Here is a 17,718-nt window from a genome sequence, read left to right as displayed (position 1 = left end):
ACAGTGACGGGGAATCTTCTTTTCATTCCATTCCATGAGGGGTTGTGTATCCATGCGTTTTCGTCAGGTTCATCTTGATTTCCATACCTCAGAAGCCATTCCCGGCATTGGTCGGGACTTCTCCAGAGCCCAGTTCCAGTCCATGCTGCGCACAGGTCATGTAGACTCTGTCACCGTGTTCTCCAAATGCCATCACGGCTGGGCCTATCATCCCAGTGAAGCCAATGAGATGCACCCCGAGCTCACCTTCGACTTGCTGGGTGAAATGATTGCGGCTGCCCATGAGATCGGAGTCCGTACACCGGTGTATTTATCGGCCGGCCTGGACGAGAAGCTGGCCCGCCGCCACCCGGAATGGCTGATCCGCGATGCCGAGGACCGGACCCGGTGGGTGAAGGATTTCATGACACCGGGTTACCACGAGTTTTGTATGAACACCCCTTATCTGGACATCCTGCTGGCCCAGATTCATGAGGCGGCTTCCCGTTACGATGCTGACGGCATCTTCCTGGACATTGTCGGCGTGCGCAAGTGCCGCTGCCAATACTGCGTCGCCGCCCTGCGGGCAGCCGGGCAGGACCCGCGCGATGAGGCAGCCATCATCGCCCTCGGCGAGCAGACCTACCTGAATTATGCCCGACGCGTGCGGGAGACCCTGGATGCCGTGAAGCCCGGGCTTCCCGTCTATCACAACAACGGCCATCAGCAGCGGGGACGCCGCGACCTCGTGCAGGTCAACAGCCATCTGGAGCTCGAGTCCCTGCCCACCGGAGGTTGGGGTTATGATCATTTCCCGCTGTCCGCACGCTACGCCCAGACGCTCGGCATGGAATTCCTCGGCATGACCGGCAAATTCCATACCTCCTGGGGCGAGTTCGGCGGGTACAAGCATCCGAACGCGCTGCGGTTCGAGACTGCGCTTAGCCTGGCACACGGCGCCAGATGCTCCATTGGTGATCAGCTCCATCCCTCCGGCCTGATGGATGAAGCGACTTACAGCCTGATCGGCGCTGCCTACAGCGAGGTCGAGGCGAAGGAGGAATGGTGCAGCGGGGTCACTGCTGTGGCCGATATTGCCGTCTTATCGCTGGAAGCGGCACGGGAGGCCTGTCCCGGCGGGGAAACACGCAGAGGGGAGCGGAATCTGGCTGACGCCGGAGTGGTGCGGATGCTGACCGAAGGACATTACCTGTATGATATCGTAGATACATTCAGCGATTTTAGCGCGTACAAGGTGCTGATTCTCCCGGATGAGGTGCCCGTATGGCCTGAGCTTGCCAATGCCATAGAGAGCTTCACGGCTGGCGGCGGCAAGTTACTGGCTACCGGACGCTCGGGATTGAATCTGGCCGGGGATGCATTTGCCCTGGACCTGGGAATCACCTGGCTTGGAGAGAACCCGTACCAGCCCGCGTATTTCAAGCCCTATTTCATACCCGGTGCGCTAATGCCTGCTTCCTTTGTCATGTACGGCGAAGGCCAGCTAATCGAATTGCAGGAAGGACAAGGAGAGGCGCTCGGACATGTGGAGAACCCTTATTTTAACCGTGACGTCTTCACCTTCTGTTCCCACCAGCACACGCCGGGCGCCATGGAGAACAATGGTCCGGGAATGGCCGAGAGCAGCAGCGGAATCTATATCGCCTGGCAGGTATTCAGCGAGTACGCCGAAGCCGGATCTCTTATCCTGAAGGAGTTAGTGCTGCATGCACTGTCTCGCCTGCTCCCCCTTCCTTCCCTGCGCACCAATCTGCCGGCGCGTGGCATAACAACCCTGCAGTATCAGCAGGCAGAGCAGCGTTATGTGAATCATCTGCTCTATGCCGCGCCTGCCCTGAAGGGCAGGATTGAAGTGATCGAGGACCTCGTACCACTTCATGATATTACTGTCAGCCTGCGGCTCCCGTCTCCCGGCCCCGTCCAGCGGGTCTATCTGGCTCCGTCGATGACAGAGCTGCTGTTCACCGTCAGCCGCGGGGGCGGGATTACTTACACGATTCCTTACCTGGAGAATCATCAGATGGTCGTGATTGAATGAGAACTATACCATTGCCTAGCATTCACATTAGTTGAAGATCTCTATCAGCCCGAGCAGGATAAAAGATGGGTCGTAATCTCCCCTCCCGGATCAGCTGGCACTACCCTTCTGCTGGCCCGGGCGAAGCCTGAACAGGAGCTATTTATCGGCAATCAGGCAGGCGGACGGGTATTCCTTTTTCTGAACACCGATAACATTTGGCGAAATTATCATGAAATGGTCTCCAGGGGGATTGAATTCGTCAGAGAACCCAAAGAAGAAGCTTATGAATCGTGGCGGTATTCAAGGATCTGTACGGCAACCTGTGGGACCTGCTGCAGATGAATGCACAGCAGGCCAACTCATTGAACTCCAAATGTATCTCGCAGATAGTTATCCAGAATCTGAAGGGGCTCGTGTAACGCCTGGTTGGGAAATTTATGAGTAACCTTATAGCCCACTCTGGAGGGCACTGACACCGCCAGCTTCTGAAGAACAAATTCTCCCATCCCCATCATATATTCGCCAATCGAAGCGGGAACAATCGTCCATTGTCTGGCATCCGTCAAAAAAGTAGTGATGAGTCCCGCTGTGTCCAGATGTACACGAGACGGACACAGCGGGTCCCACCACTGGTCATGTCTGAATTGAAACTCCCGATTCCAATTGACGAGGACTTCATGCTCTGCCGCCAATTCTTCCATTTCCACCGTGTCTCCAGCCTGCCGCCCTGGTACAGCCAAGCGCAACAGCACCATTTCTTCAGTGAAAAACGGTTGAACAGTAACGCTAGGCGACACAATTTCCCGTACCACAAACGCCACATCCATCTCACGCCGCTCAATACTGTCAAAAGCCTCCTGAGTATGCTGCGTACGAATCTGCAATCGGATGGACGGAGTGTGCTGATTAAGCATTCTATATACCGGAGGCAAGACAAAGTGGCTTATACTTTCGGCAGCGCTTATAGCCAGACTTAACTGCGAACCATTCGCCTTTAAAATTTGAGTTTCCCTCCAGAGCGCCTCCCATCTTTCCGCAATACTAAAAAAGTTCTCCCCATTCGGGGTCAGGCTGATTTTGGCTGCCCCTTTTCTTCGCTCCACCAACAGGCCGCCCATCCCTTGCTCTAATGTCTTTAAGCGGTAACTTACCGTTGCTTGTGACAGGTGCAGCAGATCGGCCGCTTTACTTATACTCCCAGTCCGTACGATAGCTAAATACGCTTCTATCCCAGGAAAATACATCGAATACCTCCTCAATATATAGAAAATATTAATATAGTTCACAAAACATTTGCGTTTTACAACATTATTCTTTATGTCTAAAATTATCATTAACACAGACAAGGGGTCAAATAGTCAGGTTATGAAAAGGTGGGTTAGCTATGAAGATTCTCATCGTTGGTCATTTTAACGAATCCGCACAATCAAAGATTACAAGGTATTTCCCGCAAGACTGGAACGTTGTGATTGTCCCGCCCGGACAAGAAATGCTGCATCATATTGAAGATTGCCAGGTCCTCATCCCTGAACATATTACAGTGGATCATAGCCTGCTTGCTAACGCCAAAACCTTAAAATTAGTACAGACGGGTGCAGGCTATGATAATGTCGATATCCCTGCCTGTACACAGCTCGGCATTTGGGTGGCCAATGCGGCGGGAGTGAATGCACAGGCCGTGGCCGAGCACGTAATGGCATTGATACTGTCTTATTATAAAAACATCCCGTTTCTTGATCATTTCATGAAAACCAGGATGGATGAACATCAGTTGGAGTACACAGGGAGTGAACTAGAGGGCAGAACCATTGGGATTATCGGACTGGGTGCGATCGGAAAAAAAGTGGCTGCGTTTTGCAGCGCTTTTGATATGAATGTGCTGGCTCATGCGAGGAATACCGTGGTACAAGCCGACGGTTTGGTGACAATGACGGATCTGGACACTCTTCTAAGCACATCAGACATTGTCAGTGTACATGTACCCTTGACTGAGCAGACCAAGCACCTGATCAACAAGACGGCATTTCAGAAAATGAAGAGTAGCGCTCTGTTCATCAACACGGCCCGCGGCGGGATTGTTAACCAGAAAGACTTGATAGATGCCTTAAAAACTGGGGTTATTTCCGGCGCCTGCCTGGATGTGTATGAATCCGAACCGCTTCCTATAGACAGCGGGCTCCGCACACTGGATAACGTGATCCTTACTCCCCATACCGCAGGAATGCCTGACGGCCGGAAATTCCACAAAAAAAGATATGATTTTTTCATTAAGAATATAAAACGTGTACAAAACGGGGAAGAACCTGAAAGCAGCCTAAATCAGTTAGTATAGTTTCGGTGCAATAAAAATACAAAAAAAAGGTTTATGATATTGTACAAAGTACAATGTCATAAACCTTTTTACATACCGGCGAGAGGACTCGAACCTCCACGGTTTCCCACTCGATTTTGAGTCGAGCGCGTCTGCCATTCCGCCACGCCGGCTTAATATCATATATATCCATCATGGATAATTAAATTTAAGATGAAAAACATTCAATAAAATAATAATGGCGCGCCCTGAGAGATACGGATGCTACGCATCCGATTGCGAAGTTGTGCTATCGAAGCTTATGCTCCAACGAACTCGTTCGAATCTTAAGGACACTTGGTTAAATCAGTGAAGTAATAATGGCGCGCCCTGAGAGATTCGAACTCCCGGCCTTTTGATTCGTAGTCAAACGCTCTATCCAGCTGAGCTAAGGGCGCAAAATATGGAGCGGACGACGGGAATCGAACCCGCGACCCTCGCCTTGGCAAGGCGATGCTCTACCGCTGAGCCACGTCCGCACACGGTATGTATTCAACTACTTTAATAAAAATGGCGGAACCGACGGGATTCGAACCCGCGATCTCCTGCGTGACAGGCAGGCATGTTAGGCCAACTACACCACGGTTCCAAGATAATATTGCGGGGGCAGGATTTGAACCTGCGGCCTTCGGGTTATGAGCCCGACGAGCTACCGGGCTGCTCCACCCCGCGTCAGTAAAAAAATATTCTCTTCTAGCTTGCAAAGTCTGCATGGTGGAGGCTGAGGGGTTCGAACCCCCGACCCTCTGCTTGTAAGGCAGATGCTCTCCCAGCTGAGCTAAGCCTCCATCGAAGAAGCAACTTAATGATCATAACACATTTCCATGAAATATACAACCATTAATTTATCAAAGATGAATGTGGTGACTCGTATGGGATACTCTCCACTCCGTTACGAGATTGCGCAGTATTCCTTACGAAGCGTATGCTTCAACGAACCCAGGGAATTCTCATCCCATAATTCAAAGAAGAAAGTGGTGACTCGTATGGGATTCGAACCCATGTTACCTCCGTGAAAGGGAGGTGTCTTAACCCCTTGACCAACGAGCCATATAAGGCAAACAATCTTTCGACAACAAAAGATATTATATCAAATAAAACAGATTAATACAATAGAAATATTATTGTTCTAATCATTACTTACCGGATTCTCCACCAAGGCCATAATAATCCCCGCAACCTTGGAAACAGATTTATGTTCAGTATCTACAGCATATGCGAAGTGCTTACTCTCTGGTCCTCTAAGGCATCTCTCCATCTGTAAAGCCGCCCAGGAGTCCCTGCCTTCACCACAGCTCTCCAATCGCCTCTGTAGGGTCTCAGTGGAAGCAGTCAAGGTAAAAATGACGGACATCTTGTCCCTCAATTCTCAGCCTGCCCACAATCTCTATGAAATACATCAGCAATAACACAACAAAAAACCACCATTGATAATCAACGGTGGTCTTAAGTGCTTGGCAACGTCCTACTCTCCCAGGACCCTTCGGTCCAAGTACCATCGGCGCTGGAGGGCTTAACGGTCGTGTTCGGGATGGGTACGTGTGGAACCCCTCCGCTATCGCCACCAAACATGATTTTTCGAAGCCTACGCTTCTCGAAATCGCTACAGAAAATATCAAACCATCGGTTTAACATCCTGCCAGGCTTGATCGCCTGAAAACTGAATCCGAAACGAATCTGCGTGTTATAAATTTGGATAAGCCCTCGACCGATTAGTATTGGTCAGCTCCATGCATTGCTGCACTTCCACCTCCAACCTATCTACCTCGTCGTCTTCAAGGGGTCTTACTAATTGGGAAATCTCATCTTGAGGGGGGCTTCACGCTTAGATGCTTTCAGCGCTTATCCCGTCCGTACGTAGCTACTCAGCCATGCTCCTGGCGGAACAACTGATGCACCAGCGGTACGTCCATCCCGGTCCTCTCGTACTAAGGACAGCTCCTCTCAAATTTCCTGCGCCCACGACAGATAGGGACCGAACTGTCTCACGACGTTCTGAACCCAGCTCGCGTACCGCTTTAATGGGCGAACAGCCCAACCCTTGGGACCTACTTCAGCCCCAGGATGCGATGAGCCGACATCGAGGTGCCAAACCTCCCCGTCGATGTGGACTCTTGGGGGAGATAAGCCTGTTATCCCCAGGGTAGCTTTTATCCGTTGAGCGATGGCCCTTCCATGCGGTACCACCGGATCACTAAGTCCGACTTTCGTCCCTGCTCGACTTGTAGGTCTCGCAGTCAAGCTCCCTTATGCCTTTGCACTCTGCGAATGATTTCCAACCATTCTGAGGGAACCTTTGAACGCCTCCGTTACTCTTTAGGAGGCGACCGCCCCAGTCAAACTGCCCGCCTGACACGGTCCCCGTACCCGATGAGGGCACTAGGTTAGAACCTAGATACGATCAGGGTGGTATCCCAACGGCGCCTCCGCAGAAGCTTGCGCTCCTGCCTCCACGGCTCCCACCTATCCTGTACAGATCGTACCCAAATTCAATATCAAGCTGCAGTAAAGCTCCATGGGGTCTTTCCGTCTTGTCGCGGGTAACCTGCATCTTCACAGGTATTAAAATTTCACCGGATCTCTCGTTGAGACAGCGCCCAAGTCGTTACGCCATTCGTGCGGGTCAGAATTTACCTGACAAGGAATTTCGCTACCTTAGGACCGTTATAGTTACGGCCGCCGTTTACTGGGGCTTCGGTTCACAGCTTCGGATTGCTCCTAACCGCTCCCCTTAACCTTCCAGCACCGGGCAGGCGTCAGCCCGTATACTTCGCCTTGCGGCTTCGCACAGACCTGTGTTTTTGCTAAACAGTCGCTTGGGCCTTTTCACTGCGGCCCCCTCGGGCTATTCACCCTACCGAGGCACCCCTTCTCCCGAAGTTACGGGGTCATTTTGCCGAGTTCCTTAACGAGAGTTCTTCCGCGCGCCTTAGAATTCTCTTCTCGCCTACCTGTGTCGGTTTGCGGTACGGGCACCTTCTCCTGACTAGAGGCTTTTCTTGGCAGTGTGAGATCATGACCTTCGCTACTGTAATTTTCGCTCCCCATCACAGCCCAGCCTTATGATGTGCGGATTTGCCTACACACCAGCCTCACTGCTTAGACGGACATCCATCAGTCCGCGTCACTACCCTCCTGCGTCACCCCATCGCTCATAGCGGATTACGGTGGTACAGTAATTTCAAACTGTTGTCCTTCGACTACGCCTTTCGGCCTCGCCTTAGGTCCCGACTTACCCTGAGCGGACGAGCCTTCCTCAGGAAACCTTGGGCTTTCGGCGGATCAGATTCTCACTGATCTTTTCGTTACTCATACCGGCATTCTCACTTGTGTAGTGTCCAGCGCTCCTTACGGTACACCTTCAACCCCTACACAACGCTCCCCTACCCCAGATGCAACGCATCTAGCCATAGCTTCGGTGGTGTGTTTAGCCCCGTTACATTTTCGGCGCAGAGTCACTCGACCAGTGAGCTATTACGCACTCTTTCAATGGTGGCTGCTTCTAAGCCAACATCCTGGTTGTCTGTGCAACTCCACATCCTTTCCCACTTAACACACACTTGGGGACCTTAGCTGATGGTCTGGGCTGTTTCCCTTTTGACAATGGATCTTAGCACTCACTGTCTGACTCCCGGCAAGAAGTTAATGGCATTCGGAGTTTGACTGAGCTTGGTAACCCTTGCGGGCCCCGCACCCAATCAGTGCTCTACCTCCACCACTCCATTCACCGAGGCTAGCCCTAAAGCTATTTCGGGGAGAACCAGCTATCTCCGAGTTCGATTGGAATTTCTCCGCTACCCCCACCTCATCCCCGCATTTTTCAACATGCGTGGGTTCGGGCCTCCAGTGCGTGTTACCGCACCTTCACCCTGGACAGGGGTAGATCACACGGTTTCGGGTCTACGTCCACATACTTAGTCGCCCTATTCAGACTCGCTTTCGCTGCGGCTCCGGCTTCTCACCTTAACCTTGCATGTTAAACGTAACTCGCCGGTTCATTCTACAAAAGGCACGCCATCACCCATAAAGAGGGCTCTGACTTTTTGTAAGCACACGGTTTCAGGTTCTATTTCACTCCCCTTCCGGGGTGCTTTTCACCTTTCCCTCACGGTACTGTTTCACTATCGGTCGCCAGGTAGTATTTAGCCTTAGCAGATGGTCCTGCTGGATTCATACGGGGTTTCACGTGCCCCGCACTACTCGGGATCCGTCTCGGAGAGAACACAGTTTAGGCTACAGGGCTTTTACCTCTATCGCGGGCCTTTCCAGACCTCTTCGCCTACCATATTCCTTTGTAACTCCATGTGAGACGTCCCACAACCCCAAGAGGCAAGCCCCTTGGTTTAGGCTGTTCCGCGTTCGCTCGCCGCTACTGACGGAATCACTATTGTTTTCTCTTCCTCAGGGTACTTAGATGTTTCAGTTCCCCTGGTCTGCCTCTGCGTATCCTATGTATTCAGATACGAGTAACTGCGAATTACCACAGCTGGGTTTCCCCATTCGGACACCCCCGGATCAAAGCTTGCTTACAGCTCCCCGAGGCAGTTTCGTTGTTCGCCACGTCCTTCGTCGGCTCCTGGCGCCTAGGCATCCTCCGTGTGCTCTTAATAGCTTAACCAACGTTCCGGTGTTTTGCTTGTTTGCACAATCAAAAACCTTCACTTAGCATCACTAAAATATTGAAACTTGTTTACACAAGTTCAGCTTAAAGGAATGTTCTAAAACGCAAATTCGTTTCGGTATCCAGTTTTCAAGGATCAAGGTAAAGATGAGAGCTTAAACTCTCAAAACTGACCAACGAGTGAGTATTCGAACCCAAGGGTTCTATTGTGGAAGCGAAGCTTCCGATTTGAATGTCTTCGTTGCAGAAGACGATTCTCCATAGAAAGGAGGTGATCCAGCCGCACCTTCCGATACGGCTACCTTGTTACGACTTCACCCCAATCATCTACCCCACCTTCGGCGGCTGGCTCCCTTGCGGGTTACCCCACCGACTTCGGGTGTTGTAAACTCTCGTGGTGTGACGGGCGGTGTGTACAAGACCCGGGAACGTATTCACCGCGGCATGCTGATCCGCGATTACTAGCAATTCCGACTTCATGCAGGCGAGTTGCAGCCTGCAATCCGAACTGAGACCGGCTTTGCTGGGATTGGCTCCACCTCGCGGCTTCGCTTCCCGTTGTACCGGCCATTGTAGTACGTGTGTAGCCCAGGTCATAAGGGGCATGATGATTTGACGTCATCCCCACCTTCCTCCGGTTTGTCACCGGCAGTCACTCTAGAGTGCCCAGCTTCACCTGCTGGCAACTAAAGTCAAGGGTTGCGCTCGTTGCGGGACTTAACCCAACATCTCACGACACGAGCTGACGACAACCATGCACCACCTGTCTCAACTTTCCCCGAAGGGCACCTGATGCATCTCTGCTTCGTTAGTTGGATGTCAAGACCTGGTAAGGTTCTTCGCGTTGCTTCGAATTAAACCACATACTCCACTGCTTGTGCGGGTCCCCGTCAATTCCTTTGAGTTTCAGTCTTGCGACCGTACTCCCCAGGCGGAGTGCTTACTGTGTTAACTTCGGCACCAAGGGTATCGAAACCCCTAACACCTAGCACTCATCGTTTACGGCGTGGACTACCAGGGTATCTAATCCTGTTTGCTCCCCACGCTTTCGCGCCTCAGCGTCAGTTACAGCCCAGAAAGTCGCCTTCGCCACTGGTGTTCCTCCACATATCTACGCATTTCACCGCTACACGTGGAATTCCACTTTCCTCTTCTGTACTCAAGTCACCCAGTTTCCAGTGCGACCTCAGGTTGAGCCCAAGGTTTAAACACCAGACTTAAATAACCGCCTGCGCGCGCTTTACGCCCAATAATTCCGGACAACGCTTGCCCCCTACGTATTACCGCGGCTGCTGGCACGTAGTTAGCCGGGGCTTTCTTCTCAGGTACCGTCACTCCGGCAGCAGTTACTCTACCGGACGTTCTTCCCTGGCAACAGAGCTTTACGATCCGAAAACCTTCATCACTCACGCGGCATTGCTCCGTCAGGCTTGCGCCCATTGCGGAAGATTCCCTACTGCTGCCTCCCGTAGGAGTCTGGGCCGTGTCTCAGTCCCAGTGTGGCCGTTCACCCTCTCAGGTCGGCTACGCATCGTCGCCTTGGTGGGCCGTTACCCCACCAACTAGCTAATGCGCCGCAGGCCCATCCCCAAGCAGCAGATTGCTCCGCCTTTCATTCTCTCCTCAGGAGAAAAAAGAAATTATCCGGTATTAGCTACCGTTTCCGGTAGTTATCCCAGGCTTGAGGGCAGGTTGCCTACGTGTTACTCACCCGTCCGCCGCTAAATCTGAAAGGAAGCAAGCTTCCTCTCAAACTCCGCTCGACTTGCATGTATTAGGCATGCCGCCAGCGTTCGTCCTGAGCCAGGATCAAACTCTCCAATTAGGACGCTTACGAAGTAAGCGTCACCTGCAATCTCTTCGGTCCAGCTCAGCTGAGCGGACGAAGAGATTGCAGTATAGAAAGAGCGATTGCTCATTTTGAAACATCTGACGAGAATTGTTACATTCTCTAATTTGGATCTCACCGAAGTGATTTCCAGGTACTCACTCGTTGTTCAGTTTTCAAAGATCAAGCTCATTGTTAGCGCCGCTTACCGCGTCACCAGCAACTTTTATAATATAACACGTTCATCTTCTGAATGCAACACTTATTTTTGAAGAAGCGAAATGTGTATTCATCAGAGCAACATGTCCAATCTTCTTGCAAGGCACCCGCCTTTCGACTGGATATATAATATATCATGATATATACCTGCTAACAACCCTTAATTTTATACCATTTATTGAATAGTACTATAGCCTTTCATAGATATCCTATACAAGCCTATGTACCTGCATAACCGTGCCCGAAAAGCACATGCCGGCCCTCCTATCTAGCAGGACCAGCATGTGCAACTCTCTCCTAAAGGACTACCCTCTTAATTCGGAATCCAAGGAGTCTGATTCTTCTTAGCAGTACTTGATCGTCCACTTGAGTTTGAACGCGGCTTGGCGTGGGCCTTATCCTTGGCGGCAGCACCCTGGCTGGAGGTTTTCGCTTTTGCCGCTGCCGGTTTGGATTTCTCTGGTTTTGTATCCTTTGCTGCTGTGGCTTCAGTGCGCCCCTTATCCGGCAGTTCCTCCGCTTCCTCCACTACAGGCTCAGGAATCTGAATCTCGGGTACGCGGTTGTGGGCGAAGTTCTCCATACCCGGATAAGCCGGATATGGCGGAATGTTCGATACCATAGGCTGTTCATACATCGGTGACACCGCGTTAGGCATGCCATTCATTCCTCCGGCATAAGGAGAAGCCATCCCCATCTGCGGCATGCCGTATACCGGATACCCGTTATACATCGGCTGCTCATAAGGATAGGGCTGAATCGACATTGCGCCGCACCCGCAGGAAGGCCATGGAAGGTTAACCTGCTCGCTCTGGTACTGCGGAGCAAACGCAGCATTGTCACTGACAGGACTGACTGCAGACATATTCACATTGTTATAATCAGGCGCTGCATTAGGATACCATCCTCCGGGATATTGTCCAGGCGGACAAGGATTAACCGGCTGAGCATAGAACGGCGGGCAATCCGGCATATACGCTGCAGGCTGAACATAACCCGGAGCGTTATTCATATTGTTCATATCCATATTGGTCATTGGCTCATATACGGGATACACGGGTGCATAATTCATGAAATACGGATTCTCGCTAAGGCCGGGATAGCCATCGCTCTTTCCCCAGGGCGAGGTTTTACCCTCATCCCAGGCGGCAGGCTGAACCTCTGACTTATGATGCACTTCTTTGGTTTTCTCTTCCTGCGCGGGAACAGAGATTTGCACATACAAGCTTTGTTTCTCATAGACGGCTTCCTGAACCGGCTTGACTTCCGGCGCTTTGTTAGGTGCAGGAACCGCCAACGGAATAGGGACTGCTTCTGAAGCAGGTGCAGGAACTGGCGCTGGTGCGGGAGCCGGCTTTTCGATGACACCAGTGTAGGTTTTACCGCCAATCGCCGTTTTATCGACCACTGCCGGTGCGGTTGACTGAACCTGAATCGGGGTCGTATTAGCTTTTACCGGATCGATGGATTGGGCCTGGATTGGAGAAGTACTAACCTTCTTAGGGATATTCACGACTTCACCTGTCATCAGTGCGTTAGGGTTCTTAAGCTGCGGGTTGGCATCAATCATATCCTTGAGTGTAATGCCCCAAGCCTTGGAGAGCTTCCATAAGGTATCGCCTTGCTTGACTGTGTGCTTATAGTAGATATCGTTGTTGTCCGGAACAGGCAGAGCCACGGGCGCAGCCGGGATCTTAACCTTGTCTCCAACCGCAAGCACATCTGGATTGGTGATTTGCGGATTGGCCTCGATTATTTTTTGCAGCGGCACTCCATACTTCTGTGATAACGCAAACAGCGAATCACCTTGCTTAACAATGTGTATTTTCACGCAGCATTTACCTCCTAAAAGTATCTATTGATCGGCACTGCACCCCGGTTCAGGGATGATAGCCCTCCAGATTCGGTAGTTGCGGTACAGCCGCCTCCTTCGTTACTACATCTTATGCAGCCCATGGGCGAATGACATCCCTATATGCAAAAAAAATCCTTCCATGCTTGGCATGAAAGGATTTTTCTCTATTCGCTTCCGCGAAATTACTGTACTATTCCCAAACCTTATAACCGTCTTTATCAACCACATTGCGGAATTCTTCCAGCAATTGCAGGGTAATCGGCCCGGCCTGGCCGGAACCGATGACTCTGCCGTCGATCTCACGGGCAGCAATAACTTCAGCCGCTGTTCCGGTGAAGAAGACTTCATCGGCAATATAGACATCATGCATGGTGAACGGCTCTTCCTTCAGCGGCAGTCCCAGCTTCTCACACAGCTCAATGATCGCCAGACGGGTGATTCCCTCCAGGGCGCCCAGGTAACAAGGCGGTGTATAGACTACGCCTCTTTTGATAATGAAGATATTATCGCCGGAGCCTTCGGTTACATAGCCCTGAGCGTTCATCATGATCGCTTCATCGGCTTCCGCCAGATTCGACTGAATCTTCACCAAAATATTGTTCAGATAGTTCAGCGATTTGATCTTAGGATTCAGGGCATCCGGGAGATTGCGGCGCTGGGAGACCGAAACGGCACGAAGTCCATTCATATAAGCCTGCTCCGGGTAGATAGCGAGCTGCTCCACAATGATGATTACACTTGCTTTGGGGCAGCGGCGCGGATCAAGACCCAGGTTGCCGGGACCGCGTGATACAATCAGCCGGATGTAACCGTCCCGCATGTCGTTCAGGCGGATTGTCTCAGCCATAGCCTCCAGCATCTCATCATAGGTCAGCGGAATGTCCAGCATAATCGACTTTGCCGAATCATACAGCCTGTCCAGATGCTCCTTACACTTGAAGATATTGCCGTTATAAATACGGATACCTTCAAAGATTCCGTCTCCATATAAAAAACCGTGATCGAATACGGACACCATTGCCTTGTCCTTCGTTACATGTTGTCCATCCAGATAGATCCATTGCTCAGCCATGAACTTACTGCACCTCCGCTTTCTCTTCCTCATAGGTGTATGTGGGATAGGAACCCAGAATCCGTACCTGACAGCCCAAGGCTTTGATCTCTTCGATCGCACCCGGGAGCAGTACCGATTCTATCGGTTCCAGCACATCAATATAGAAATAATAAGTACCCAGCTTCTTCTTCGTCGGCCGTGATTCAATACGGGACAAGTTCAGCTTACGCCAGGCAAAAGCAGCCAACACCTGATGCAGGGCACCAGGGAAATCCTCGGGCAGCGTAACAAGAATACTCGTCTTGTCTCCACTGCTCTTCTGCGGAAGCTCCAGCTTCTGCGGGCCCACCAGGACAAACCGCGTGTAATTGTTATTATGGTCTGTAATCTGGCGCTCGACAACCTCGAGTCCGTGCGTAGCGGCTCCAAGCGCGGTACCGATGGCAGCCCAGCCTTTGCCGGGATTGCCTTTTACAATCTCCACCGCTTCAGAGGTGCTTCCCACAGACTCCAGCTCAGCCCAGGGCATAGCCTTACGGATGAACTGCGTGCATTGCGCCATAGCCACCGGATGGGACAGAATCTTGACAATCTTCGTATAATCCTTGTCCCCGTTCTCCTTCGTGAATTCCTGCGGACAGCTGATCAGATTCTGTATCGACGGGAAAATCCACTCCGCCTGCATCGGCAGGTTCACTTCATTAATGAGCCAGTCGATATGCAGGCTGACCGAGCCTTCTATCGTGTTCTCAATCGGAATGACACTGTAATCGGTAACTCCGCCGGCCGTGGACAGAAAAACATCGGATATGAGCTTATGATGCTCCAGTTGAACAGGGTTACCGCCAAATAAATGCAGCAGCGCTTCATGCGAGACGGAGCCCTGGGGCAATAACGCTATTGATTTCATGGCTGTAATTCTCCTTTTATCATATCCAAAAATGATTCGTTTTGCATCCCGTTTCTTTCAAGCAGCTCTGCCGTGACACCAGTGGTGCAAGGAGGCAGCCATAAGGTACGGGCAGAGATTCCGTTCTCCTGCATGGTCTCTTTCAAAAACAGCTCCAGCTCCTGCTTCCGCTGCTCGCTGCGGTCCACCATACATAACAGAGTCGGGCCTGCACCGCTAAGCGCAATCCCCAGCGCGCCGTGGCCCGGAGCTTCAGCCAGCAGCTTCTCCATCCCCGGCACCAGCGGTGCGCGGTAAGGCTGATGCAGCCGGTCCTGCATCGCTGTGCCAATCAGGTCCAGCCGCCCTGCGGCTAACGCTGCGGTAAGCAGCGAGGTGCGGCTGATATTATGAACCGCATCGCTCATGGTAATCTCCGCAGGCAGCGCCTCTCTGGCCTTGACGGTCTCCAGCTCGAATTCAGGAATGACCACCAGGAATTCCAGCTCCTGCGGCGGCTCGATCCGGATATAATCGGCATGCTCGCCGTCCCATACGGCCGTAATAATTCCCCCGAACAGCGAGGCTCCGACATTGTCGGGATGCTTCTCGATTGCTGTAGCCATATCGAACAGCTTCGCCTGACTCAGCGGTGAACCTATCATAGCATTCGCCGCAGCCAACGCGCCAATAATGGCCGTAGCACTGCTGCCAAGCCCGCGGGTCAGCGGGATTTCCGAATACATGGAGATGGACAACTCCGGAACCTGGACCCCAGCCTCTGCAAATACCATTTGCGCAACCTTGTAGAGCAGATTGCTTTTATCCCGGGGAACTCCAGCCATCTCATCTCCATACAGATGAAACACCGTTTCAGCAGCTTCCTCCATTTCAATCCAGGCATACAGCGACAGAGCCATGCCCAGCGTATCGAAGCCCGGACCGAGATTGGCGGTACTCGCAGGGACCTTCACTCTAGACCTTCCGTAAATACTCATGGCGGGTAAATCTCCTTCATTATATTTGCGCGCAAGTCCTGTGTTCCATGGACGTCTGCGATTGTTAGCCTTCTACACGGTAATGGCTTTTGATACGGTGAATGACATTCAGTTGCTCCAGGTGGCGCAGCACTTTGTTCATACTGGCTCTGCTGGCATTATGGGTGACAATGATAATTTCGGCGTCAGGATTATTAGGATTCGCCTGCTGCACTACGGAATCCAGACTGACATCATATTCGGCAAACACCTGGGTAATCTTCGCCAGTACACCGGCCTTGTCATCGACATGAAGCAGCAGGAAGTTTTTGTAATAGATATCCTCGTCGCTCTTCAGCTTCTTCTGCTTGTACGGCACAATCTGCTTAAGGCCATTGACACCCAGCTTCAGGTTCTTAATGACCGCCACCAGATCCGCCACAATTGAGGTTGCCGTAGGCATAGCCCCTGCCCCCGCACCGTAGAACATCGTCTCCCCTACAGCTTCACCATATACATATACCGCATTAAACACGCCGTTCACGGAGGCAATCGGGTGGTTCGTACGGATCATCGTCGGCTGAACGCTAATACTGAATTCTTCATCCTGGCGTTCAGCGATTCCGAGCAGCTTCATCTCGTACCCCAGCCGTTTGGCAAAAGCCATATCCTCCTTGCTGACGCCGGAAATCCCGCTTACACTGACATCGCTCAGCTCCACATTGGTCCGGAAGCCCAGCGTGCCCAGTATCGCCATCTTGCGGGCTGCATCCAGTCCCTCCACATCGGAGGTCGGATCAGACTCCGCATACCCCAGCTCCTGCGCTTCCTGCAGTGCGTCCGCGTAAGACGCGCCTTCCTGGCTCATTTTGCTGAGGATGTAGTTGGTTGTCCCGTTCACGATCCCCATAATCTTCATAATCTTATCCGAGGAAAAGCCTTCGATCAGAGTGCGGATAATCGGAATGCCTCCCGCCACACTCGCCTCATAGAACACATCGCACTGCTTCTCCTGCGCCTTAGCCAGAATCTCCGAGCCGTGCAGAGCCATCAGATCCTTATTGGCTGTTACGATATGCTTACCGCGCTCCAGTGCCTCCAGAATGTACTCCTTCGTCCCTGCGATCCCACCCATGACCTCAACAATGACATCAATCTCCGGGTCGCGGATAACGGCCCAGGGATCATCGGTAATCTTGGACGGGTCCACTTCGATATCACGCGGCTTCTCCGTATTCTTCACGGCAATACGTTCAATCAGGATCGGCGAGCCCACCTGGCTGCTCAAATCCTCCTGATTTCCTTCCACAATACGGACAACGCCCGTACCTACAGTACCCAGACCCAGCAGACCTACTCTAACCGGCTTCATTCGTATTCTCACCCCTGACCAATAATTAACGCACGCTTCACACCGGGAATTGCCTTGAGACTGTCCAGCAAGTCGCCCAGCTCTTCATTCAGATGGGAGATCTCGACAGATATCACCACGTTCGCCCGTCCTTGCAGCGGGATACTCTGATGGATCGTCAGCACATTCGCCCCGTGAACGGCCACCGAACCGAGCACCTTGGACAGCATGCCCGACTCGTGCTCCAGATCAATCGAGATCGTCACAATGCGCTCGCGCTCCAGCTGATGAATTAAGTGTATCCCATCTTTGTATTTATAAAAAGCACTGCGGCTAAGCCCGACCTGTTCCACGCCCTCGTGTACGGTTTTGGCATCTCCTGCTTCCAGCAGCTGCTTGACCTGCATGGTCTTCAGCACCGCATCGGGCAAAATGTCCTCCCGGACCAAATAATAGCGTTCTTTCACGAACGTCCTCACCCCAAAGACTTTTGTATGTACATAGTGGACATTATACGGGATTGAAGGCTTTTATTGCAATAACTTTCTGTAAAC

9 protein-coding genes, 7 tRNA genes, 3 rRNA genes and 1 pseudogene are annotated in these 17,718 nt (G+C 51.9%); 3 read left to right on the top strand and 17 right to left on the bottom strand.

Going from position 1 to position 17,718, the window contains the following annotated elements:
- Nucleotides 1–52 precede the first annotated feature (52 nt).
- The gene (locus MKX42_RS08535; protein WP_340752121.1) at nt 53–2,038 is read left to right on the top strand and encodes an alpha-amylase family protein; all 1,986 of its coding nucleotides are present in this window, start codon (nt 53–55) and stop codon (nt 2,036–2,038) included.
- Nucleotides 2,039–2,053: 15 nt separating this feature from the next.
- A pseudogene (locus MKX42_RS08530) lies at nt 2,054–2,439 on the top strand (VOC family protein); the annotation flags it as partial.
- Here the strand turns inward: MKX42_RS08530 and MKX42_RS08525 are convergent.
- The gene (locus MKX42_RS08525) at nt 2,380–3,264 is read right to left on the bottom strand and encodes a LysR family transcriptional regulator (RefSeq protein ID WP_340752120.1); all 885 of its coding nucleotides are present in this window, start codon (nt 3,262–3,264) and stop codon (nt 2,380–2,382) included. The pseudogene MKX42_RS08530 and the gene MKX42_RS08525 sit on opposite strands and share 60 nt — an antisense overlap.
- Nucleotides 3,265–3,404: 140 nt before the next feature.
- Between MKX42_RS08525 and MKX42_RS08520 the strand changes: the two genes are divergently transcribed.
- Nucleotides 3,405–4,352: an NAD(P)-dependent oxidoreductase gene (locus MKX42_RS08520; protein WP_340752119.1), complete on the top strand. Its 948-nt coding sequence runs from the start codon at nt 3,405–3,407 to the stop codon at nt 4,350–4,352.
- A 73-nt stretch (nt 4,353–4,425) separates the two neighbouring features.
- Here the strand turns inward: MKX42_RS08520 and MKX42_RS08515 are convergent.
- The 16 genes from MKX42_RS08515 to MKX42_RS08440 form a co-directional block, all read right to left on the bottom strand.
- Nucleotides 4,426–4,504: transfer RNA gene (locus tag MKX42_RS08515), tRNA-Leu, on the bottom strand.
- Between the two features lie 187 nt (nt 4,505–4,691).
- A tRNA-Arg gene (locus MKX42_RS08510) sits at nt 4,692–4,768 on the bottom strand.
- 6 nt (nt 4,769–4,774) lie between these two features.
- A tRNA-Gly gene (locus MKX42_RS08505) sits at nt 4,775–4,849 on the bottom strand.
- A gap of 32 nt (nt 4,850–4,881) precedes the next feature.
- Nucleotides 4,882–4,959 (bottom strand) — tRNA-Asp (locus MKX42_RS08500).
- Between the two features lie 9 nt (nt 4,960–4,968).
- Nucleotides 4,969–5,042, bottom strand: a tRNA-Met gene (locus MKX42_RS08495).
- A 40-nt stretch (nt 5,043–5,082) separates the two neighbouring features.
- Nucleotides 5,083–5,158, bottom strand: a tRNA-Val gene (locus tag MKX42_RS08490).
- A 187-nt stretch (nt 5,159–5,345) separates the two neighbouring features.
- A tRNA-Glu gene (locus MKX42_RS08485) sits at nt 5,346–5,420 on the bottom strand.
- A gap of 402 nt (nt 5,421–5,822) precedes the next feature.
- Nucleotides 5,823–5,939, bottom strand: a 5S ribosomal RNA gene (gene rrf, locus MKX42_RS08480).
- A 123-nt stretch (nt 5,940–6,062) separates the two neighbouring features.
- Nucleotides 6,063–8,988 (bottom strand): 23S ribosomal RNA (locus MKX42_RS08475).
- Nucleotides 8,989–9,255: 267 nt separating this feature from the next.
- Nucleotides 9,256–10,816, bottom strand: a 16S ribosomal RNA gene (locus MKX42_RS08470).
- The 16S, 23S and 5S rRNA genes sit together here with 7 tRNA genes alongside, the layout of an rRNA operon.
- 535 nt (nt 10,817–11,351) lie before the next feature.
- Complete coding sequence (locus MKX42_RS08465; protein ID WP_340752118.1) at nt 11,352–12,869, bottom strand: LysM peptidoglycan-binding domain-containing protein; 1,518 nt, start codon at nt 12,867–12,869, stop codon at nt 11,352–11,354.
- 214 nt (nt 12,870–13,083) lie between these two features.
- Entirely contained in the window at nt 13,084–13,965 is an 882-nt protein-coding gene (ilvE, locus tag MKX42_RS08460) for a branched-chain-amino-acid transaminase (protein WP_340752117.1), read from the bottom strand.
- 4 nt (nt 13,966–13,969) lie between these two features.
- Entirely contained in the window at nt 13,970–14,857 is an 888-nt protein-coding gene (pheA, locus tag MKX42_RS08455; protein ID WP_209877018.1) for a prephenate dehydratase, read from the bottom strand.
- Nucleotides 14,854–15,834: a homoserine kinase gene (thrB, locus tag MKX42_RS08450; RefSeq protein WP_340752116.1), complete on the bottom strand. Its 981-nt coding sequence runs from the start codon at nt 15,832–15,834 to the stop codon at nt 14,854–14,856. Before thrB ends, pheA begins: the two co-directional genes overlap by 4 nt.
- 64 nt (nt 15,835–15,898) lie before the next feature.
- Nucleotides 15,899–17,185, bottom strand: coding sequence for a homoserine dehydrogenase (locus MKX42_RS08445; RefSeq protein ID WP_340752115.1), 1,287 nt, complete (start codon nt 17,183–17,185; stop codon nt 15,899–15,901).
- A gap of 8 nt (nt 17,186–17,193) precedes the next feature.
- Complete coding sequence (locus MKX42_RS08440) at nt 17,194–17,631, bottom strand: ACT domain-containing protein (RefSeq protein ID WP_036698990.1); 438 nt, start codon at nt 17,629–17,631, stop codon at nt 17,194–17,196.
- Between the last annotated feature and the right edge of the window lie 87 nt (nt 17,632–17,718).

It is taken from the genome of Paenibacillus sp. FSL R7-0204 (assembly GCF_038002225.1).
In the GTDB taxonomy this organism is placed as follows: Bacteria; Bacillota; Bacilli; order Paenibacillales; family Paenibacillaceae; genus Paenibacillus_AQ.
This window is presented reverse-complemented; position numbering and strand designations above follow the sequence as displayed.